This is a genomic window from Dichotomicrobium thermohalophilum, from assembly GCF_003550175.1.
Lineage (GTDB): Bacteria > Pseudomonadota > Alphaproteobacteria > Rhizobiales > Rhodomicrobiaceae > Dichotomicrobium > Dichotomicrobium thermohalophilum.
This window is the reverse complement of record NZ_QXDF01000001.1, coordinates 687,348-707,788: the sequence shown is the minus strand read 5'-3', so window position 1 is coordinate 707,788 and position 20,441 is coordinate 687,348. Positions and strand designations below refer to the sequence as shown.

Genomic DNA, 20,441 nt, shown 5'->3' with positions numbered 1-20,441 from the left:
GCCCCGCGCGGCCGCCGTGTTACTCCGCGCTGCGCATACCGATTTCCAGGACATCCAGACCCGTGGTGTCCTCTTCCATCCTCTGCTGCATCTCTTCCAGCGCGCGGCGATACTCCATCGGCATGACCTTCACGAACTTCGGCCGGTAGGCATCCCAGTTTTCCAGGATGTGCTTGGCCCGCTCCGACCCGGTGTAGCGCCGGTGGTTCTCGATCAGCGTGCGCAAGCGTCGCTCGTCCATATCGCTAAGGTGATGGCCGACCTTCACCACGCCGTGACGTTCTTCGAGCTGGGCGTATTTGTGGCTGAAGGTCTTGACGGCCTCGTCCTCGGCCGGGACCGGCTCCAGATCGACCATGGCAAGGTTACAGCGGCGCTCGAAGTCTCCGTCCTCATCGAGAACGTAGGCGATACCGCCGGACATGCCGGCTGCGAAGTTCCGCCCGGTCGGCCCAATCACGCAGACCACGCCGCCGGTCATGTATTCACAGCCATGATCGCCCACGCCTTCAATGACCGCTGTCGCGCCCGAATTGCGCACGGCAAAGCGCTCGCCGGCGATGCCGCGGAAATAGCACTCCCCCGTGATCGCGCCGTAGAGCACGGTGTTGCCGACAATGATGCTCTCTTCCGGCACGATGCCTGAGCGCGGCGTTGGGCGAACGATCAGCTTGCCGCCAGACAGGCCCTTGCCCACGTAGTCGTTGGCGTCGCCGATCAGGTCGAGCGTTAAGCCGGCCGCGCCCCAGGCGCCGAAACTCTGGCCCGCCGTGCCGTTGAACGTTATCCAGATGGTGTCCTCCGGCAGGCCTTCGTGGCCGTAGCGCTTGGCGATCTCGCCGGAGAGCATCGCGCCAGTCGTCCGATCCGTGTTGTGGATCGGCAGCTCCAGCTTCACCGGCTCCTTACGCTCAATCGCCGGCTGCGCCAGCTTGATAAGCTTGCGGTCCAGCACCGTGGCCAGGCGGTCCGGCTGGGGCTCGGAGTTGTAGCGTTCGCTGTCCTCCTTCACCGGCGGCATGTGCAGCAGCTTCGACAGATCGAGGCCATGGGCCTTCCAATGGTCCACGGCGCGCTCGACGTCGATGAACTCGGTCTTGCCGATCATCTCGTCAAAGGTACGGAAGCCCATCTGGGCCATCAGCTCGCGCACCTCCTCTGCGACGAAGAAGAAGTAGTTGACCACATGCTCCGGCTGCCCCTTGAAGCGTTTGCGCAGAACCGGGTCCTGCGTGGCCACGCCCACCGGGCAGGTGTTCAGATGACACTTGCGCATCATGATGCAGCCGATGGCGATGAGCGGGGCAGTGGCGAAGCCGAAATCGTCGGCCCCGAGCAGCGCGCCGATGGCAACGTCGCGCCCTGTGCGGAAGCCGCCATCCACCTGCACCGCGATGCGGCTGCGCAGATTGTTGACGACGAGCGTCTGCTGCGTCTCGGCCAGGCCCAGTTCCCAGGGGCTGCCCGCGTGCTTGATCGAGGTCAGCGGGCTGGCGCCCGTACCGCCCTCGAAGCCGGCAACCGTCACGTGATCCGCGCCCGCCTTCGACACGCCGGCGGCGACCGTCCCGACGCCGATCTCGGAGCCGAGCTTCACGCTCACCTGACCGTCCGGGTTCACATTCTTCAGATCGAAGATGAGCTGCGCGAGGTCCTCGATCGAGTAGATATCGTGGTGCGGCGGCGGCGAGATGAGGCCCACGCCCGGCGTCGAGTGCCGCACCTTGGCGATGGTCGCGTCCACCTTGTGACCAGGAAGCTGACCGCCCTCGCCCGGCTTGGCGCCCTGCACCATCTTGATCTGCATGGCGTCGGAGTTGACGAGGTATTCCGTCGTCACGCCGAAGCGGCCCGAAGCGACCTGCTTGATCGCCGAGCGCATGGAATCGCCATTGGGCATGGGCTTGAAGCGGTCGGCCTCCTCACCGCCTTCGCCCGTGTTCGAGCGCCCGCCGATGCGGTTCATGCCGATCGCCAGCGTCGTGTGCGCCTCGCGGCTGATCGAGCCGAACGACATCGCGCCGGTGGCGAAGCGCTTGACGATCTCCTTGGCTGGTTCGACCTCCTCCAGCGGCACGGGCTTGCGCCCCATTTCCTCCGCCGTGCGGATTCGGAACAAGCCGCGCAGTGTCAGAAGCTGCTCGTTCTGCTCGTTGATGCGCTTGGCGTATTCCCGGTACTTGTCCGGCAGGTTGCCGCGCACCGCGTGCTGCAGGTCGGCGACGACCTCCGCGCGCCAGGCGTGCGTCTCACCGCGCACGCGCACGGCGTATTCGCCGCCGACATCCAGCGCGCCGCGCAGAACCGGATCGTCGCTGAAGGCGCGCTGGTGGCGCCTGATCGTTTCCTCGGCGATTTCGGGCAGCCCAACGCCCTCGATCAGGCCCTGCGTGCCAAAAAAGTATTTCTCCAGGAACTCGCTCTGCAGACCCACCGCGTCAAAGATCTGGGCGCCGCAATAGGACTGATAGGTCGAGATGCCCATCTTGGACATGACCTTCAGGATGCCCTTGTCGATCGCCTTGATGTAGCGGTGGATGGCGTCGTCCTCGGAGATTTCGCCCTCGAACTCGTCGAGGTTCTCGCGGATCGTCTCGAAGGCGAGATAAGGGTTGATCGCTTCTGCGCCATAGCCTGCCAGCGTGCAGAACTGGTGCACCTCATGCGCTTCGCCCGTCTCGACGACGATTCCGACAGTCGTGCGCAGACCCTTTCGGATCAGGTGATGATGCACCGCCGAAGTCGCCAGCAGCGCCGGTATCGCAACGCGCGAGGGCGAGACGTTACGGTCCGACAGGATGACAATGTTGTAGCCGTCCTGCACGCTCTGCTCCGCTTCGGCGCACAGCGCGTCGATGGCGGCTTCCATACCGTCAGCGCCGTTCTCGACCGGATAGGTCATGTCGAGTGTGACGGTGCGGAAATCGTTGCCGGCGACGTCACCAATTTGGCGAATGCGCTCCAGCTTCTCGTCGGTAAGGATTGGCTGGCCGACCTCCAGCCGCTTCATGCCGACCATCGCCTGCGGATCAAGCAGGTTCGGCCGCGGCCCGATGAAGGACACCAACGACATCACCAGCTCTTCGCGGATCGGGTCGATCGGCGGGTTCGTGACCTGTGCGAAGTTCTGCTTGAAGTAGGTGTGCAGCAGCTTCGGCCGGTTGGACAGCGTGGAGACAGGCGTATCCGTTCCCATCGAGCCGACCGGTTCCTCGCCGGCTTGCACCATTGGCGCCATGATGACGCGCCAGCTTTCCTCGGTGTAGCCGAAGGCCTGCTGACGATCGAGCAGCGCCACGTTCGAGCCTTGATGCTCCCGGCGCGGCTCGACTTCGGGAAGGTTCTCCACCTGGATCTGTCCCTGATCCAGCCAGCGCTGATAGGGATGCTCGCCCGCCAGCTCCGCCTTGATTTCCTCGTCAGAGACGATGCGCTTCTTGTCGAGGTCGATCAGCAGCATCCGGCCCGGCTGAAGCCGCCACTTGTGCACGATGCTCTCTTCGGGCACCGGCAACACGCCGACTTCGGACGACAGGATCACCTCGTCCTCGCTGGTGACGACGTAGCGCGCGGGGCGCAGCCCGTTACGGTCCAGCGTCGCGCCGATCTGGCGGCCATCGGTGAAGGCCACCGCCGCCGGACCGTCCCAAGGTTCCATCAGCGCGGCATAGTACTCATAAAAGGCGCGGCGCTTGTCATCCATGAGCGGGTTGCCCGCCCACGCCTCCGGGATCAGCAGCATCATCGCGTGGACGAGCGAATAGCCCGCACGCACCAGCAACTCCAGCGCGTTGTCGAAGCAGGCGCTGTCGGACTGGCCTTCGGGGATCAGCGGCCACAGGCGATCAAGGTCGGCGCCGAACACATCCGACGTCATCGCCGCCTGGCGCGCCGCCATCCAGTTGATATTGCCGCGCAGCGTGTTGATCTCGCCGTTGTGGCAGATCATGCGGAACGGATGCGCCAGCCCCCAGGAGGGGAACGTGTTGGTCGAGAAGCGCTGATGCACCAGCGCCATCGCCGAGACCATCCGCTCGTCCTGCAGGTCGAGGTAATACTCGGCAAGCTGCGGCGCGAGCAGCATGCCCTTGTAGTTCAGCGTCTGCGAGGACAGCGACGGGATGTAGAAATCCTCATGCCCGTCCGGCTGCTCGCGCATGACCGTCAGTTCGATCACACGGCGGATGACGAACAGGCGCAGCTCGAACGCGGTCGTGTCCTGGGTGTTCGGCCCGCGCTTGATAAACACCTGCGCCATGTGCGGCTCGGTCGGCAGCACAGAATAGCCGAGGTCGGAGTTGTCGACCGGCACGTCGCGCCAGAACAGGAGTTCCTGATCCTCCTCGCGAATCACGCGCTCGATCAGCGACATGTAGTAAGCGCGCGCTTCCGGCTTCTTGGGCAGGAACACCTGACCGACCGCATATGCGCCCGGCTCGGGCAGTGTTACCCCATGGTCGGCGGCCACACCGCGCAGGAACCCGTCCGGCATCTGGATCAGGATGCCGCAGCCGTCACCGGCTTTCGGGTCCGCGCCGACGGCCCCGCGATGCTCCAGGTTGCACAGGATCTTCAGACCTTTCTGAATGATCTCGTGGCTGCGCACGTCATTCATGTTCACCACGAAACCGATACCGCAGGCATCGTGCTCGCGGTCGGGGTGGTACAGGCCCTGAGCGCGGGATGGCCGATTGAGGCTGGCGCGCGCGGTCGTCGCGTTCGGCTTGGTCACTGACTTCCGAGTCCCCTGTTCGCGTTGTCGATGATGTCGGATGTGTGGCGTCAGCCGGACGTGGCGGGATGTGTCGCTGCCGCCGCCCCGGCGAGAACGATCAGCGAGCGCTTTCCAATCACCAGCGCCCGCCTCAGGCATGGTTTAGGTTTTCGACACGCCATCGCTTCGTCCCCTCCCGGTCCCGCAGCCGGTTTCGGCGGGTTTTCCACCCGCTTCGTGCCCTGCCGAAGCAGGACAATGCGGCGGATCCTTTTCCGGGTTCTCTACCCGGGTGCCGGTGCGCGTCATGGTGGCGCATTCGACCCCGGTGCGCCTGTCGCGCTGCGGCGTTCGTAGGCGCAGACGCGACACGACAAGGACAGCACTCCTGCCCTATCAGCCGCAAAGTTGACAGATTTTTGCCCCGAGCACAAGCCGAATGCACACGGCGGGCCGAAACAGGGCGTTATCAAGCGTTCTTAAACCCGCAATGAAATAAGCATCACATCACCCCGTTTTGAACGGATGTGTCCCAATGTTGGCTGAAAGGGCGATGCAATTCGCCTAGGCTTTGAAACATGCGGACGCCGTCACCGGCACTTCCTCGGCGATGGAGCCCGCAGGATGCACAAGCGATACCAATCTGGATGAGGACCCGACCATGAACAAGACGACAACCGCTTCGACCCTGGCCGTCGCCGGCGCCTTCGCCACGGCGCTGACCATGACCGCGCAGACAGGGCCTGCCGACGCGCAGGAAGCCGTGAAATGTTACGGCGTTTCCCTGGCCGGCGAGAACGACTGCGCCGCTGGCCCGGGCACAACCTGCGCCGGCACCTCCACGGTGGACTATCAGGGCAACGCCTGGACCCTGGTAAAGAAGGGAACCTGCGAGAGCAGCACGCCATACCTTGTCAATAAGGACCAGGAAGTCGAGCTTCCCGGTGATCGCGTGGGCAGCCTCGAGCCGCTGGATCGCGACCTGCCGCAGGAAAGCTAAGAGATTGCGCCAATGCGAAAGGGAGACGGCTCATGTCGGCGCTGACACCCCATGCGCATGACAGATCGGCCGTGTTCGCACCTGATCCGATCCCGGCCCGGGCCGGGGTCGGTCTCAAGGCCGAGCACTATGCCGACATCCTCGAAACACAGCCGGACATTGGCTGGTTCGAGGTGCATCCGGAGAACTATATGGGCGCTGGCGGTCCACCGCACGCCTACCTGACCCGGATCCGCGAGTTGTATCCCCTTTCACTGCACGGCGTCGGCCTGTCGATCGGCTCCGACGGCCCGCTGGATCAGGACCATCTGGCACGGGTCAAGGGGCTGATCGACCGCTATCAGCCGGGCCTGTTTTCTGAGCATCTGGCCTGGTCGACGCATGACGATATCTTCTTCAACGATCTGCTGCCGCTGCCGTACACACGGGAGACGCTGCAGCGCGTTTGTGAGCATATCGACGAGATCCAGAGCGTCACAGGGCGCCAAATTCTGCTGGAGAACCCGTCTACTTACGTCGAGTTCGCGCAGTCGGAGATGAGCGAGATCGAATTTCTAGGAGAAATCGCTCGGCGCACCGGCTGCGGCCTGCTGCTTGATGTGAACAACGTGTATGTCGGCGCGACCAATCACAACTACGATCCGGCAGCCTATATCGACGCGTTCCCGATCGAACATGTCGGCGAAATCCATCTCGGCGGGCATGCCGAGCAGGAGGACGACGCCGGCGAACCGCTACTGATCGACGATCATGGGCGCGATGTGGATGATGCGGTCTGGGCGCTCTACCGCCGGTTGATCGCACGGCGCGGCCAATGCCCGACGCTCGTAGAGTGGGACAATGACATCCCGGACTGGCCGACGCTGTTCGCCGAAGCGCAGCGCGCTGAGCGGATCATGCGAGACCGGCGGAGCAATGATGCCGCGCTTCACTGAGACGCAAGATAGCTTCGCTGAGGCCGTCCGGCGCGCCGATCACGCGTTGCCGCAGGGCGTGACGAGCCACAGCGCCGATCAGCCCACGCGCCGCTTCAACGTCTACCGCAACAACTTCTACGCCAGTCTCATCGACGTTGTGGCCGGGCGGTATCCCGTCGTGCAGCGGCTCGTCGGCGAAGAGTTCTTCCGGGCGATGGCGAAAGTCTACGTCGAGCAGGAGCCGCCGCGCTCGGCAATGATCCTGGCGTACGGCAGCGGCTTTCCCGACTTTCTCGCCGGATTTCCGCCCGTCGCGGACGTGCCCTATCTGCCCGACGTCGCGCGGATGGAATGGGCGCGGCACACCGCCTATCACGCCGCCGACGCCACGCCGCTGCGCGCGGAAGATTTCGCGGGCGTGCTGGCGGAACAGGTCGCCGCGCTCACGCTCTCGCTGCACCCGTCGCTGACGATCGTACCTTCGCCCTACCCGATCGTTTCGATCTGGGAGACGAATACCTTTGACGAGGAGGTCCGCCCCGTCAGCCCCGAGGCTCAGGATGCGATGATCGCGCGGCCCGAGATGACCGTCGAGGTCCGGCGGCTGCCGCCCGGCGCAGCGGCGTTCATCACGGCTCTCAGCAGCGGCAAAACGCTGGACGAGGCCGCAACGCAGGCCGCTTCGGCAGATGAGCGCTTTGACCTTGCGGGGAACATCGCCGGGCTGATCGACGCCGGTGTCATCGTGGGATACCGAAACTAGACGACTTTAGCCGATGTCGGCCGCCGGCGTCGGGCATTCACGGGGGAAAAAATCATGTCTGCCTTGATCAATTTGTATAACGGCATCTTCTGGGGTCTGCAGCGTCTGCTCGAAGACTGGTTTCTGGGGCTGGCGGCGCGGCTGATCTTCGCCAGTGTGCTGCTGTTCTATTTCCTGAATTCGGCGCTCACCAAGGTCGGTGCGGGCTTTCCCGGCTCGCTGATCCCGTCGACCGGCGCCTATGCGCAAATCCTGCCGAAGATGACCGAGTCGGTCGGCTACGACATCTCGCAGATCGCGTTCTTCCCTTACGGCCTGATCGTATGGGCGGGAACATATGCCGAGTTCATCCTGCCCATTCTGATTGTCGTCGGGCTGTTCACGCGCGCTGCGGCGCTCGGCATGATCGCTTTCATCGCCGTGATGACCTATGTCGACATCACAGCGCACGCGGTTGACGCCGAGACCATCGGCTCGTTCTTCGACCGCTTGCCCAACGCGCCCATCTCCGACCAGCGGCTGATGTGGTCGTTCCCGTTGCTCTATCTGGTTGTGCGCGGGCCGGGCGCGGTCTCGCTGGACTGGATTTTCGGTAAGATGCGGAGCTGACCGCGGAAGCCTTGAAACGGTGCCGGCGGGCGTGCAAGCTCATGGCATGAAACGCCTTTTGATCGTCGCGCACGCCCCCTCGCCCAACACCAAGCGCATGCTCGACGCCGTCATGCGCGGCGCGACCAGCGAGGATATCTCGGGCGTGGACGCGCTCGCCCTCAGCCCGTTCGACACCGGCCCGGATGATGTGAAGGCCGCCGGCGCACTCATCCTGGGCACCACCGAAAATCTCGGTTACATGAGCGGCGCGCTGAAGGACTTCTTCGACCGCTGCTATTACCCCTGCCTGGAAGAGACACAGGGGCTGGCCTACGCGCTCTATATCCGGGCCGGACAAGACGGCACCGGCACGCGCCGCGCGGTGGAGAGCATCACCACAGGCTTGCGCTGGCGCGCGGTGCAGGAGCCGCTGATCTGCCGCGGACAGTGGAACGACACGTTCCTGGAGCAGTGCGAGGAACTGGGCCAGGCGATGGCCGCCGGGCTGGAGGCCGGCATTTTCTGAGGCCTGTTCACGCGAATCTCACCACAAGCTGATTTGCCCGGAGCGGTTGGCGCGCGGAGAATTCTCCCGAGACGAATTGGGAGACCCGGATGCCCGCACCCTATCGCCATGCCCTCTGGCTTGCCGCCGCCCTGCTGAGCGCATCGCTGCTCGCCCCGACCTTGCTCGCCGCGGCGGAGAACGATCCGCCGGCGCTTGTCGGGCACAGCGGCCAGTTCACCGTCGTGCAGCCGCCGGAAGTCCCTGCGCCAGTGCCCTTCGAGAACGGCCTGGGCGAGGCCGTCACGCTTGAAGACTTCCGTGGCAGGGTGGTGCTGCTCAACTTCTGGGCCACATGGTGCGCCCCCTGCGTCCAGGAGATGCCATGGCTCGACCAGCTCGCACGCGACATGGCCGACCAGCCGTTCAACGTGATTGCGATCTCGCTGGATGAAGCCGGGCGCAGAAAGGTGATCCCCTTTTATCAGCGCCACGGCATCGAGACGCTTGAAGTCTACACCGACCCGGACCAGCGCGTCGGCGCGATCAACCCGCCGGCAGGCGTCAGCGCCCCTTTTTCGCTCTACGGAATGCCCACGACTTACGTGATCGGCAAGAATGGCGCAGTGAGGGGCTATATCCAGGGCGCGGTGGACTGGCGGTCAAATGAGGCCCGCGCGCTGCTCGATTATTATCTCGCGCAATCGTAACGTTAAGGAGCCGACCATGCGCGCCGTCACCGCCTTCCTGATTGCCGTCGTCACGGCCACGACCGCCACCGCCAACCCGAGCGCATGGAAGCGCCAGGGCTGGGCGGACACCAACTTTTCGAAGCGCGCGATTGAATGGAACGAGATCATGTCGGGCGGGCCGCCGAAGGACGGCATCCCCTCCATCGATGAGCCGAAGTTCCAGCCGGTCGCTGACGAGACCGAGGTCGCGGCGAACGAGCCGGTCATCGGCCTGGAGATCAATGGCGACGCGCGCGCCTACCCGCTGCGCATTCTCATCTGGCACGAGATCGTCAATGATACGGTCGGGGGTGAGCCTGTCGCGGTCACCTACTGCCCGCTCTGCAATTCGGCGGTGGTGTTCAAGCGCGCTGTCAAGGGTGAGACGACGACGTTCGGCACCACCGGAAAGCTGCGCAACTCTGATCTCGTGATGTATGACCGGCTGACCGAAAGCTGGTGGCAGCAGTTCACCGGCAAGGCAATCGTCGGCGAAATGACCGGTACGCAGCTCGAAATCCTGCCCGCGCGGCTGGAGGCGCTCGCCCAGTTCCGCGAGCGCCACCCGGACGGGAAAATCCTCGTCCCAAACAATCCGAACTTCCGCAACTATGGCCGCAATCCCTACGCCGGTTACGATTCCAGCGCGCGGCCGTTCCTGTTCCGCGGTGACCTCCCGGAGGACATCAACCCGATGGTCCGGGTGGTCATGGTAAGAACGGACCAGCCAACCATCCTCTCGCTCAACCTGTTGCGCACGCACGAGCGCATCCAGGCCGGCGACGTAACGCTGACCTGGGCGCCCGGTCAGGCCTCAGCGCTCGATGACAACAGCGTTGCGGGCGGCCGGGATGTCGGAACGGTCGCAGTCGAGCGTGAAACGGCGGACGGCGCCGAGGACGTTCCTTATGACGTCACGTTCGCTTTTGTTGCACACGCGTTTCATCCTGAAACGGCGATCGTCCAGCAGTGCCCGGATGATGACGACACCCTGAAATGCGTGGGCACCGCGAGCCGATAGCGCAATCTTCCAAGCAAAACTGCCGACGGCGCGCGGCGGATTCATGCGCCGTCTTTTGGTATTCGACCGCTTTCTCGCATATTTTTAACGATCTGAAACACGAAATGTTATCATCGGTGTTTTTTACTTTTTCTTGCGGGAAAAATGCAGGCGTGAGCAGGCCATGTTCGATGAGCAGATCGCCAATGCGTGTCCGGACGGCGTTCTGGTTGTCGACCGGCAGGGTCGCATCACGGCGATCAATGACGCGGCCCGACGCATGTTCGGCTGGCCCGGCGACACACTGATCGGTCAGCACGTCGATATTCTGTTGCCGGGTGGGGACCGGCGACGCGACGTCCTCCTGCGTCGGGCTGTGCACAAGGCTCTGCAAGGCCCCATCGAGATGAACAATTGGCGCAGTTTCCTGGCCCGGCGAAGTGACGGCATCCGTTTTCCCATCAACATCTGGCTGGCGGGCGACGGGACAGGGCCGGAACACCGCACCATCGCCTTCATCCGCGATATGAGCGACCCGACCGCGCGGGAAGCCGAGGTCGCCAAGGCCCAGGTCGAGCTGGAGATGCGGTGCCGGCACAGCGAACTGCTGGCCCTCGCCGCCGAGTACAGTGCCGATGGCGTGATAATTGCCGACGCCGAGGGCTGGACACTCTGGGTCAACAGCGCGCTCGGGAAGATAACGGGCTATGAGCCGGAAGACTTCATGGGCCGCAAGCTCTGGGACATGCTGCAGGGACCGGAGACTGACACAGCCACAATCAAGCGGCTGGATGCCGCTATCCGGGACGGCCGCGCCGCGCGGTGCGACATGTTCAGCTACAGCCGTAGCGGCGAAGGCAACTGGACGGAGATCACCCTCACCCCGATACACAAGGACAAAGGCCGACCTGCCAAATATGTCGCGAGTCTTCGGGATATCGGCTCCAGAAAGCGGAGGGAAACGCGTCTGGAGGAGGCCGCATGGGCCGCCGAGGTGAAGGAGGGCCGGCTGGCTTCCGCTATCGAGGCGGCGTCGACCGGCTTCATCATCTACGACTCCAGCAACCGGCTTGTCATGTGCAACACCGCCCTGCGCGAGCAGTTGCCCTTCCTTTCGGACAAGCTCGTCCCCGGTGTGACCTATGAAGAGCTGGTCCACGCAGCGGTCCTCGGCGGACATCTCGATACGGAAGGCGAAGACCCTGAAACCTGGATGCGCCATCAGATCGAAAAGCGCAACACGGAAACGAATGGCGAAGCGATCGTCCAGTTCGTTGACGGGCGCTGGATGATGCACCGCGCCCGGCGCACGCCCGCGGGCGAAATGATCGGCGTGATTACCGATGTCACGGAACTGAAACAGCAGGAAGAGCGCCTGCGCGAAGCCAAGCGGGAGGCGGAGCGGGCCGAAGCGCGCCTGTCCTCAGCCATCGAGAGCATCTCGGAAGGCTTTGTCGTCTATGACGAACGTGACCGCCTGGTGCGCGCCAACACGGCGTTCAGGAAGATACTCGGCGACGATTCCGACATCATTGTTCCCGGCGTGACTTTCGAGGAAATCGTCCGCGCGCTCGTTGCGCGCGGGCACTTCGACACCGAGGGCGAGGATCCCGAAGCCTGGATCCAGAGGCAGCTCGAGCTGCGCAAATCGGGGCCCGTCGTCGAGACAGTGGTCCGCTTTACGGATGGCCGGTGGATGCTGCGCCGCGATCGGCGTACGCCGCAGGGCGAAATGATCGGCATCCGGTCGGATATCACCGCCTTCAAACAACACGAAGCCGAACTCAAGAAGGCACACGCCGAAGCCGAGGCCGCCAACCGCGCCAAGAGTGAGTTCGTCGCCACTATCAGCCACGAGCTTCGCACGCCTATCAACGGAATCATGGGCTTCGCCCAGCTCATGCTGATGGACGAGTTGACGGAAAAACAGCGCGAGCGTGCGGAAATCGTCAAGTCGTCCTCGGAGCATCTGCTCGAACTCGTCAACGACCTGCTCGATCTCTCGCGCATTACGAGCGGCAGCCTGAAACTGGAAACCCAGCCGTTCGTCGTCGCACAACTTGTTGACGAGACCATCCGCCTGCTCAAGCCGATGGCATCGGAGAAAGGCCTTGAGCTGTTGGCCACGGTCGATCTCCCGCCGCGGGCGCAAATCACCGCCGATCCAGGACGGATCAAGCAGATCCTGATCAACCTTATCGCCAACGCGATCAAATTCACCGCAGAAGGACAGGTCGCATTGAGGGTCAGTCAAACGGCGGAGGGCATCGCCTTCGCTGTCGCGGATACCGGGCCCGGCCTGCGCGCTGAGGAAAAGGCAGCCGTTTTCGACAGATTCGCTCGCTCCGGGAAAGGCAGCTCTTCGCCGGAGGGCGCGGGACTTGGACTGGCGATCACGAAGGGGCTGGTGGAATTGATGGACGGCGAGATCACCGTGCAAAGCGAGGTCGGCGTCGGCTCGGTTTTCAGGGTCTACTTGCCTCTGCCCGTAACGGTCCCGGAGCAGGAAGCCTACGCGCCGTCAGCCAGCGAAAAAAAAAAGCCATCGGGGGAGAGGAGCCGGAAAATGTATGACGTCCTCGTCGCCGAAGATCACCCGGTGAACCAGCTTTTGATCCGGGAGATCCTTACCTCGATCGGCTGCCGCGTGACCATGGCCGACAACGGTGAGAAAGCGCTCGAGGAAATCGACGCGCGCGACTTCGACCTCGTCATCATGGACCACCAGATGCCGGTGATGACCGGGCTCGAAGCCATCACCCGTATCCGTGCGCGCAAGGACTGGAAGCAGCGCATCCCGATCATTGCCCTGACGGCCAGCGCGCTTGCCGGCGCCGAAGAAGACCACAAGGCGCGCGGGGTGGAAGCCTTCATGACCAAGCCTCTGGACATGAACGAGGTGATCGGAACCGTGAAACATCTTGGCCGCATTGGCCGCGAGCTGCGCGAAGCCGCGCATTCCACGGCACAATAGCCACGTTCAGGCGTTTGAGTCTGAAAGGTCGGAGTTTGATAACCATCATTTGGCAGCAAACGATTTGCGTGTAGTCTTGAAATTCTCACAACGTACGGAAGAGTGATCAAGAAATACCGAAAGGGAGAAACATGAGCATCAGGCTTGGCGTACTGACTCTGGCGGGCGCTATGGCGGCAGCAGCCTTTGCGGGTCCGGCTCTGGCCAGCGAAGACGAGAAAGAGGAGTACGAACACTACCGCGCTGAGAAGTCAGAAACGCTGGGACAAGCGGTGAAGAACTTCTCGGAATACAACAAGCGCATCGCCAAGGTGCTGGAGAAGGCCGAATTGTCGCCAGCCGATGTCGAGGAGATCCACGAGGCGACCTACACGCTTGAAGAGGCGCTGGAGCGCATGGAAGAAGGCATGGAGGAGCTGGAAGAGACCCTCGAAACACTCCACCGTGCCTCGGAAGCTCACCAGGAAGAGGCCGTGCGCGAGGCCGGAAAAGCGTACCTGGAAACGGCTGGCCAAATGGTGCCCTGACCCACGTTTCGCGCCAGGTTGAAGGGCTCGGCGCTCAGCCCTTCAATCCGCGCGACAGCCGGTGCAAGTGATATACAGCGATCGCAAGCACGATGAAGGCGCCAGCCTGATGCACCAGACCGAGGCTGAGCGGCACTTGCGCCACCAGCGTCCAGATGCCGAGCACCGCTTGCAGCGTCACCGCGCCAGCCAAAAACACCGCGGATAGCCGACCCGCCCGCTCCGTGCGCATCATCGCAATGGCATGGAGGATCGCCCAGCCGAACAGCATGTAGGCCGCCATGCGGTGGTTGAACTGCACGGTCAGCGCATTCTCGAAAAGATTGAGATGCCAGGGCTGCATGACAAATAGCCCATCAGGGACGAACTCGCCGTCCATAAGCGGCCAGGTGTTGTAGGCGAACCCGGCTTTCATGCCCGCCACGAATGCGCCCAGCACGATCTGGATGAATGAGAACACCACCAGTCCGGCGGCTGACAGCCACGCCCAGCTTCGCTTGATCGTCCGCGCCGGCTGGCCGACCCCAAGCGCCACCCATATCATCGCCGCGTAAATGATCGCCGCCAGCCCCAGATGCGCTGCCAGCCGGTACTGGCTTACCGACACGCGGTCGACCAGCCCGCTCTGCACCATGTACCAGCCCATGAAGCCCTGTAGCGCGCCCAGCGCGAACAGCACGATCAGGCTCGGCGCGAGATCGCGGCGGATGGTGCCGGCAAAGGCGAACACAAGAAACGGCAAGGCGAAGGCGACGCCGATGAACCGGCCAAGGAAGCGGTGCGCCCACTCCCACCAGAAGATGAATTTGAACTCCTCGAGGCTCATGCCCTTGTTGACGAGCTGGTACTGAGGGATCTGGCGGTATTTGTCGAACGCCTCCTGCCAGTCCGCTGCCGAGAGCGGCGGGATCGCCCCGAGGATCGGCTTCCATTCAGTGATCGACAGGCCCGAGCCGGTCAGCCGCGTCGCACCTCCCACCACGACCATCGCGAAGATGAGCGCGATGACGCAGCCCAGCCAGATACGGATGGCGATGTCCGCATTTGCGGGTTTGGCGCGTGACCCGTTGAGCGCGACCGCGTCGGTCATGTCCTGTCTCCGAAATCTTTTCCGCGATTTAGTCTGTCACGGACATACCGGCAAGCGCGCGCAGTGTCGCGGGGTGGGCAGCGTTTTTCCGTTGGCGCGCGGTCGGGCGTTTGAGTATGGTGCGCGCCATGTCGGATCGCACTCGCAAATTCATCGGCGTGATGGGAATGGTCGTGTTCACGGTGTTCTACCTGTGGTTCGCGATCACGGTGGCCATCATGCGCCTGCCGGGTACCTCGCTCGGCCTGCAACTCGCCTTCTACTTCGTCGTCGCGGCGATCTGGTTTGCCGTCTGCGCGGCGATCATCTGGTGGATGCGCCCACGCCACGCGCAGCACAGCGAAAAGGCGCCCGGCGGCTAGCCGCGCGCCTGAAATGCATTCCACGCAAGATGTTTCCGAAAAACCGGCTCCCGCTTTTCGGAACGCACTCTACGCAACCTTCCCCTCGAACAGGAAGCCGCCGGACTGTCGCGACCAGAGCTGGGCGTAGATGCCGCCCGTGCGGATCAGCTCATCATGCGTGCCCTGCTCGACGATCTGGCCCTGGTCCATCACCACGAGCCGGTCCAGCATCGCGATCGTCGAGAGCCGGTGCGCAATGGCGATGACCGTCTTGCCCTGCATCAGATTGTAGAGCTGTTCCTGAATGGCCGCTTCGGCCTCGCTGTCGAGCGCGGAGGTGGCCTCGTCCAGCACCAGGATTGGCGCATCCTTCAGCAACACGCGTGCGATGGCGATACGCTGGCGCTGCCCGCCGGAAAGCTTCACGCCTCGCTCGCCGACATGAGCGTCATAGCCGCGGCGGCCCTTCCAGTCCTGAAGGTCGGGGATAAAGTGATGCGCGTGCGCGCGGCGCGCTGCCTCGAAGACTTCCTGATCGCTTGCATCCGGCCGGCCGTAACGGATGTTGTCCATCACCGAGCGGTGTAGCAGCGACGTGTCCTGTGTAACCATACCGATCTGGTGGCGCAGGCTTTCCTGCGTGACATGCGCGATGTCCTGCCCGTCCACGAGGATGCGCCCGCCTTCCAGGTCATGGAAGCGCAGGAGCAGGTTCACCAATGTCGACTTGCCAGCGCCTGAGCGCCCGACCAGCCCCACCTTCTCGCCCGGCTGGATGGTCAGACTAAGATCCTGGATCAGGCCGCCTTCCTTGCCATAGTGGAAGGTGGCGTTCTCATAGCGGATTTCGCCACGCGTGACCTTGAGCGGACGGGCGTCCTCCGTGTCGACGAGCCGCAGCGGCTTGGAGATCGACTGGATGCCCTCCTGCACCTGTCCGATATTCTCGAAAACGTTGGTGACGACGGACATCGTCCAGCCGGACATGTTGTTGATCTGGATGACGAGACCCGCCGCGACGGCGATCGCGCCGAGCGTGACGAGCTGCTGGCTCCACAGCCACAACGCCAGCCCGACGGTCGTGACGATCATCACGCCGTTCATCGTCCACAGGATGCCCTCCATGACGGAAAGCAGGCGCATCTGGTCCCGGAACTTGCGGGTATGGTCGTCCAGCGCCTCGGCGGCGTAGTCGTCCTCCCGTTCGGTTCGGGCGAACAGCTTGACCGTCATGATGTTGGCGTAGCTGTCCACGACCCGGCCGGCCAGCGTGGAGCGTGCATCCGACTGGATCCACGATCGCTCCTTCACCTTCGGCACGAAGGAGTACAGCATGTAGCCGTAGGCTGCGAGCCAGATGAACAGCGGGACCATCAGCCACGGATCGGCCGAGAACAGGACCGCCATCGCCGAGATCGCATAGATCGTCACAAACCACAGGGAATCCGTGACTTCAACGACCGCCTGACGCAGGGCCGCTCCCGTCTGCATCACGCGGTTGGCGATCCGACCGGCAAAATCATCCTGAAAGAAGGATGGGCTTTGCCGCAGCATGTAGCGGTGCGACTGCCAACGGACCAGACCGGTGAAGGACGGATAGAGCGACTGGTTGATGATCGCGATATGCGCCATGAAGGTCAGCGGCCGCAGCAATACCGCGAACGCCGCCATCAGCAGCAGCGTGCTGCCATGCTCGGCGAAGAAGGCCTCAGGCGAATCGGCGGCGCGGGCGAGATCAACGATCTGCCCAACGAACGTAAACAGCGCGACCTCGATCAGCGCGGCGACCAGGCCGATAACGACGACGGCCAGCAATGTGCCCCAGATTTGGCGGCAATAATGCCAGAAAAACCGCGCCAGATTTTCGGGTGGCCGGTCAATAGAGGCACGTCGAAAAGGGGAAATACGTTGTTCGATCCAGCGTAACATGAAACTCGCTCGCGTGTGTTCTTGGTATCTTGAGAAAAATGATCACACGGCTGAGCGAGGCGGCCAAGAGGCCGAGCGGTTCAGCCGCGCGTGGTAACGACGGCGCGCTTTACCATTGGTTATGTCCTGCTGGTGTTGATCCCGGTCGCAGGCCCGCAGCCCGCTGACTCTGCAAGAGGTGGTGCAACATGGTGGCAACAGTGTGGCATATTCACCTTAGCCGTGCCAAGCGCCCAGCAGATATTCCTGGTTGCCGCTCTGCCCGCGTAACGGCGAGGGGATCGGAGTCCGCGTGTGCCAGCCGTGATCCGCCACGAGCTTACGGATGGTCTCCACTGCCAGGTCGCGCGCGTGCGCATCGGTCACGATGCCGCCCTTACCGACATGCTCCCGCCCCACCTCGAACTGCGGTTTGATCAGCGCCACCAGCCAGGCATCCGGCGCGGCGAAACGCATCACATTCGGCAAAACGAGCCGCAAGGAGATGAAGCTGACATCGACCGTGATCGCACCGACTGGCTCCGGCACATCCCCGGGTGTGAGGTCGCGCGCGTCCCGCTGCTCAAGCGCGATCACTCGCGGATCGGCAACGAGCTTCTTGTGAAGCTGCCCGGTGCCGACGTCGACCGCATAAACCCGGGAGGCCCCGCGCGCGATGAGCACCTGTGTGAAGCCGCCCGTCGACGCCCCGATATCGAGTGCCACGCGGCCAGCCGGATCAAGGTCGAAGGTGTCCAGCGCCGCGACAAGCTTGAGCGCCGCGCGCGAGACGTAAGCCGCTTCCTCGCCGATGACGGCAATTTCTGCGGTGTCCTGAACCAACGCGCCCGCTTTCGTCACGACCGCGCCGTCCACACGCACCAGTCCGCGCTTGATCAGATCGCGCGCCCGCGCGCGGGTTCCGACGAGGCCCCGAGCTACCAGCGTGATGTCGAGACGCGATGTCTCGGCCACCTTATCCTGCGTCGCCCTGGCCGGCCGCGCCAACGTCTTCGGGGGTCATCTCGCGGCCCAGCGCGCTGAACACGGTGCGCACGATGCCGCGGGCGTCGAGACCGTGATCAGCGTACATCTGCTCGGGCTTGCCCTGATCAACGAACTCGTCAGGCAAGACCAGAGTGCGGATTTTAAGGCCCTGATCGAGCAGCCCGTCCTGCGCAAGGAAGTGCAGCACATGGCTGCCGAAGCCGCCGACGGAGGCTTCCTCGATCGTCACGACCACCTCATGCTCGCGCACCAGCCGGCGGATCAGGTCGTGATCCAGCGGCTTCGCGAAGCGGGCGTCAGCGACCGTGGTGGACAAACCGTGGCGCGAAAGCTGATCGGCTGCCGACAGACACTCTTGCAGCCGCGCGCCGAACGACAAGAGCGCAACGCTATTCCCCTCCCGCACGACGCGTCCGCGCCCGATATCCAGCGGCTCGCCGCGCTCCGGCATCTCCACGCCCACGCCCTCGCCGCGCGGATAGCGCAGCGCGCTGGGCCGGTCGTCAATCTGCACCGCCGTCGCAACCATATGGCGCAGTTCCGCCTCGTCCGCCGCCGCCATCACGACGAAGCCGGGCAGGCACGACAGGTAGGTCACGTCGAACGACCCCGCATGGGTCGGTCCGTCAGCGCCGACAAAGCCCGCGCGGTCGATGGCGAAGCGCACCGGAAGCTGCTGGATCGCCACGTCATGCACGACCTGGTCATAGGCGCGCTGGAGGAAGGTCGAGTAGATCGCGGCGAACGGGCGGTAGCCTTCCGTCGCCAGCCCGGCGGCGAAGGTCACGCCGTGCTGCTCGGCGATGCCGACATCGAAGGTGCGCTCCGGGAACTCCTCGCCGAACAGGTCCAGCCCCGTGCCCGAGGGCATCGCGGCCGTGATGGCGACGATCTTGTCGTCGCGGCGCGCCTCATCAATCAGGCTGTTGGCGAACACCTTGGTGTAGCTCGGTGCATTGGGCTTGGGCTTGGACATGGCGCCGGTAATAACGTCGAACTTCGACACGCCGTGATACTTGTCCGCCGAGTTCTCCGCCGGCTCATACCCCTTGCCCTTCTGCGTGACGCAGTGAACCAGGATCGGCCCTTGCTCTGCGTCGCGAACATTGCGCAGCACGGGCACAAGGTGCTCCAGGTTGTGCCCGTCGATTGGTCCGACGTAGTAGAAGCCGAGCTCCTCGAAAAGGGTGCCGCCGGTCCAGAAATTGCGGGTGTATTCCTCTGCGCGGGCCGCGCGCCGCTCCCAGCCCTTCGGCAGGCGCTTGGCGAGCTGTTTCACGATGTCGCGCAGATAGAGATATGTACCCGAAGAGGTCAGCCGCGCGAGATAGTGGCTGATGGCGCCCACCGGCGGGGCGATCGACATGTCGTTGTCGTTCAGGATGACGATCAGGCGCTTGTCCATCGCGCCGGCATTGTTCATCGCTTCGTAGGCCATGCCCGCGCTGAGCGCGCCGTCACCAATCACGGCGATGACGTTGTTGTCCTTATCCTCGCTCAAGTCGCGGGCGACCGCCATACCCAGGCCTGCCGAGATGGATGTGGAGGAATGCGCCGCGCCAAACGGGTCGTATTCGCTTTCTGCGCGTTTGGTGAAGCCCGACAGACCGCCTGGCTGGCGCAGGGTGCGGATGCGGTCGCGGCGGCCGGTGAGAATCTTGTGCGGATAGGCCTGATGCCCGACGTCCCAGATCAGTCGATCCGCAGGCGTGTCGAACAGGTAGTGCAGCGCCACGGTCAGCTCGACCACCCCGAGACCCGCGCCGAGATGCCCGCCGGTGACCGATACGGCGTCGATCGTTTCCGCGCGCAGTTCCTCCGCGACCTGCTGCAGCTGGGATTCATCGAGCGCTCGCAGGTCGTCCGGGGTGATGATCTGATCGAGTAGAGGCGTCTTGCTGTCTGAACTCACGATCCTTGCGTCCCTCACGCGATTACCACGTAGGATGTCACAGGCTGGCGCCCGCTGTCATATAAAGTTTACACTTTCGTCCGCGTGTCGGCAAAACTTGCGTGCATATCATAAGGGATATGCGCTTTGAGAGGCTTTGGATTATCGCGCCTTGCATGACCGGCGCAATTTCATTCCACGTCCAAGGGCTGCGTGTTCACTCCACGTCCAAGGGCTGCGTGCCGGTCGGCTGGCCGTCTTCACTGAGATTGATCTTCTCTACCTTGGCCTCGGCGCGCTGCAGAAGCCGGTCGCAATGATCGCGCAAGGCTTCGCCACGCTCATAGATGGCGATGGATTGCTCAAGTTCCACATCGCCGCGCTCCAGACGCCCGACGATCTGCTCAAGCTCCTTGAGCGCCTGCTCGAACGACATGTCCTTGATGTCGGCGTTGGCCTTGTCTTGCTGTTTCGCCAT

Annotated in this window: 16 protein-coding genes; 10 read left to right on the top strand and 6 right to left on the bottom strand. The window is 63.5% G+C overall.

Annotation, left to right across the window (positions count from 1 at the left end; translation table 11 throughout):
• Positions 1–19: 19 nt before the first annotated feature.
• A complete protein-coding gene (gene gltB / locus BXY53_RS03245) occupies positions 20–4,732 on the bottom strand; it encodes a glutamate synthase large subunit (RefSeq protein ID WP_245410339.1) in 4,713 nt (1,570 codons plus the stop codon).
• 643 nt (positions 4,733–5,375) lie between these two features.
• On the opposite strand from gltB, the gene BXY53_RS03240 reads away from it, so the two are divergent.
• The 9 genes from BXY53_RS03240 (at position 5,376) to BXY53_RS03200 (ending at position 13,722) form a co-directional block, all read left to right on the top strand.
• Positions 5,376–5,714 carry a BufA1 family periplasmic bufferin-type metallophore gene (locus BXY53_RS03240; protein WP_119061737.1) on the top strand — a complete coding sequence of 113 codons (339 nt, stop codon included), beginning with the start codon at positions 5,376–5,378 and terminating at the stop codon, positions 5,712–5,714.
• Positions 5,715–5,746: 32 nt separating this feature from the next.
• Positions 5,747–6,649: an MNIO family bufferin maturase gene (bufB, locus tag BXY53_RS03235; protein ID WP_119060480.1), complete on the top strand. Its 903-nt coding sequence runs from the start codon at positions 5,747–5,749 to the stop codon at positions 6,647–6,649.
• Positions 6,633–7,394, top strand: a complete 762-nt coding sequence (locus tag BXY53_RS03230) for an HvfC/BufC N-terminal domain-containing protein (RefSeq protein WP_170144319.1) — start codon at positions 6,633–6,635, stop codon at positions 7,392–7,394. Before bufB ends, BXY53_RS03230 begins: the two co-directional genes overlap by 17 nt.
• A gap of 54 nt (positions 7,395–7,448) precedes the next feature.
• A complete protein-coding gene (locus BXY53_RS03225) occupies positions 7,449–8,003 on the top strand; it encodes a DoxX family protein (protein ID WP_119060478.1) in 555 nt (184 codons plus the stop codon).
• Between the two features lie 46 nt (positions 8,004–8,049).
• Positions 8,050–8,511, top strand: a complete 462-nt coding sequence (locus BXY53_RS03220) for a flavodoxin family protein (RefSeq protein ID WP_119061736.1) — start codon at positions 8,050–8,052, stop codon at positions 8,509–8,511.
• Between the two features lie 89 nt (positions 8,512–8,600).
• A complete protein-coding gene (locus BXY53_RS03215; protein ID WP_119060477.1) occupies positions 8,601–9,200 on the top strand; it encodes a TlpA disulfide reductase family protein in 600 nt (199 codons plus the stop codon).
• Between the two features lie 16 nt (positions 9,201–9,216).
• A complete protein-coding gene (locus BXY53_RS03210; protein ID WP_119060476.1) occupies positions 9,217–10,242 on the top strand; it encodes a DUF3179 domain-containing protein in 1,026 nt (341 codons plus the stop codon).
• Between the two features lie 163 nt (positions 10,243–10,405).
• Positions 10,406–13,195, top strand: coding sequence for a PAS domain-containing hybrid sensor histidine kinase/response regulator (locus tag BXY53_RS03205; protein ID WP_119060475.1), 2,790 nt, complete (start codon positions 10,406–10,408; stop codon positions 13,193–13,195).
• A 131-nt stretch (positions 13,196–13,326) separates the two neighbouring features.
• A complete protein-coding gene (locus tag BXY53_RS03200; RefSeq protein ID WP_119060474.1) occupies positions 13,327–13,722 on the top strand; it encodes a DUF6746 family protein in 396 nt (131 codons plus the stop codon).
• Positions 13,723–13,756: 34 nt separating this feature from the next.
• Here BXY53_RS03200 and BXY53_RS03195 read toward each other — a convergent pair whose 3' ends face one another.
• Positions 13,757–14,812, bottom strand: a complete 1,056-nt coding sequence (locus BXY53_RS03195) for a COX15/CtaA family protein (RefSeq protein ID WP_119060473.1) — start codon at positions 14,810–14,812, stop codon at positions 13,757–13,759.
• A gap of 128 nt (positions 14,813–14,940) precedes the next feature.
• Here BXY53_RS03195 and BXY53_RS03190 point away from each other — a divergent pair, with 128 nt between their 5' ends.
• Positions 14,941–15,174 carry a DUF2842 domain-containing protein gene (locus tag BXY53_RS03190; protein ID WP_170144318.1) on the top strand — a complete coding sequence of 78 codons (234 nt, stop codon included), beginning with the start codon at positions 14,941–14,943 and terminating at the stop codon, positions 15,172–15,174.
• Between the two features lie 69 nt (positions 15,175–15,243).
• Here BXY53_RS03190 and BXY53_RS03185 read toward each other — a convergent pair whose 3' ends face one another.
• The 4 genes from BXY53_RS03185 to BXY53_RS03170 all read right to left on the bottom strand — a co-directional run bounded on the left by BXY53_RS03185 (position 15,244) and on the right by BXY53_RS03170 (position 20,441).
• A complete protein-coding gene (locus BXY53_RS03185) occupies positions 15,244–17,085 on the bottom strand; it encodes an ABC transporter ATP-binding protein (RefSeq protein ID WP_119060471.1) in 1,842 nt (613 codons plus the stop codon).
• 216 nt (positions 17,086–17,301) lie between these two features.
• Positions 17,302–18,039 (bottom strand): TlyA family RNA methyltransferase, encoded by a 738-nt coding sequence (locus BXY53_RS03180; protein WP_119061735.1) that lies wholly within the window; start codon positions 18,037–18,039, stop codon positions 17,302–17,304.
• Position 18,040: 1 nt separating this feature from the next.
• Entirely contained in the window at positions 18,041–19,984 is a 1,944-nt protein-coding gene (dxs, locus tag BXY53_RS03175; protein ID WP_245410338.1) for a 1-deoxy-D-xylulose-5-phosphate synthase, read from the bottom strand.
• A 196-nt stretch (positions 19,985–20,180) separates the two neighbouring features.
• Entirely contained in the window at positions 20,181–20,441 is a 261-nt protein-coding gene (locus BXY53_RS03170; RefSeq protein WP_119060470.1) for an exodeoxyribonuclease VII small subunit, read from the bottom strand.

What these genes read in the sequence shown, in the direction of transcription:
- BXY53_RS03170 (WP_119060470.1), bottom strand. Translation starts at nt 20,441, where the DNA reads ATGGCGAAACAGCAAGACAAGGCCAACGCCGACATCAAGGACATGTCG.
- bufB (WP_119060480.1), top strand. Translation starts at nt 5,747, where the DNA reads ATGTCGGCGCTGACACCCCATGCGCATGACAGATCGGCCGTGTTCGCA.
- BXY53_RS03210 (WP_119060476.1), top strand. Translation starts at nt 9,217, where the DNA reads ATGCGCGCCGTCACCGCCTTCCTGATTGCCGTCGTCACGGCCACGACC.
- BXY53_RS03240 (WP_119061737.1), top strand. Translation starts at nt 5,376, where the DNA reads ATGAACAAGACGACAACCGCTTCGACCCTGGCCGTCGCCGGCGCCTTC.
- BXY53_RS03190 (WP_170144318.1), top strand. Translation starts at nt 14,941, where the DNA reads ATGTCGGATCGCACTCGCAAATTCATCGGCGTGATGGGAATGGTCGTG.
- BXY53_RS03195 (WP_119060473.1), bottom strand. Translation starts at nt 14,812, where the DNA reads ATGACCGACGCGGTCGCGCTCAACGGGTCACGCGCCAAACCCGCAAAT.
- BXY53_RS03200 (WP_119060474.1), top strand. Translation starts at nt 13,327, where the DNA reads ATGAGCATCAGGCTTGGCGTACTGACTCTGGCGGGCGCTATGGCGGCA.
- BXY53_RS03205 (WP_119060475.1), top strand. Translation starts at nt 10,406, where the DNA reads ATGTTCGATGAGCAGATCGCCAATGCGTGTCCGGACGGCGTTCTGGTT.
- BXY53_RS03185 (WP_119060471.1), bottom strand. Translation starts at nt 17,085, where the DNA reads ATGTTACGCTGGATCGAACAACGTATTTCCCCTTTTCGACGTGCCTCT.
- BXY53_RS03225 (WP_119060478.1), top strand. Translation starts at nt 7,449, where the DNA reads ATGTCTGCCTTGATCAATTTGTATAACGGCATCTTCTGGGGTCTGCAG.
- BXY53_RS03220 (WP_119061736.1), top strand. Translation starts at nt 8,050, where the DNA reads ATGAAACGCCTTTTGATCGTCGCGCACGCCCCCTCGCCCAACACCAAG.
- BXY53_RS03215 (WP_119060477.1), top strand. Translation starts at nt 8,601, where the DNA reads ATGCCCGCACCCTATCGCCATGCCCTCTGGCTTGCCGCCGCCCTGCTG.
- BXY53_RS03230 (WP_170144319.1), top strand. Translation starts at nt 6,633, where the DNA reads ATGCCGCGCTTCACTGAGACGCAAGATAGCTTCGCTGAGGCCGTCCGG.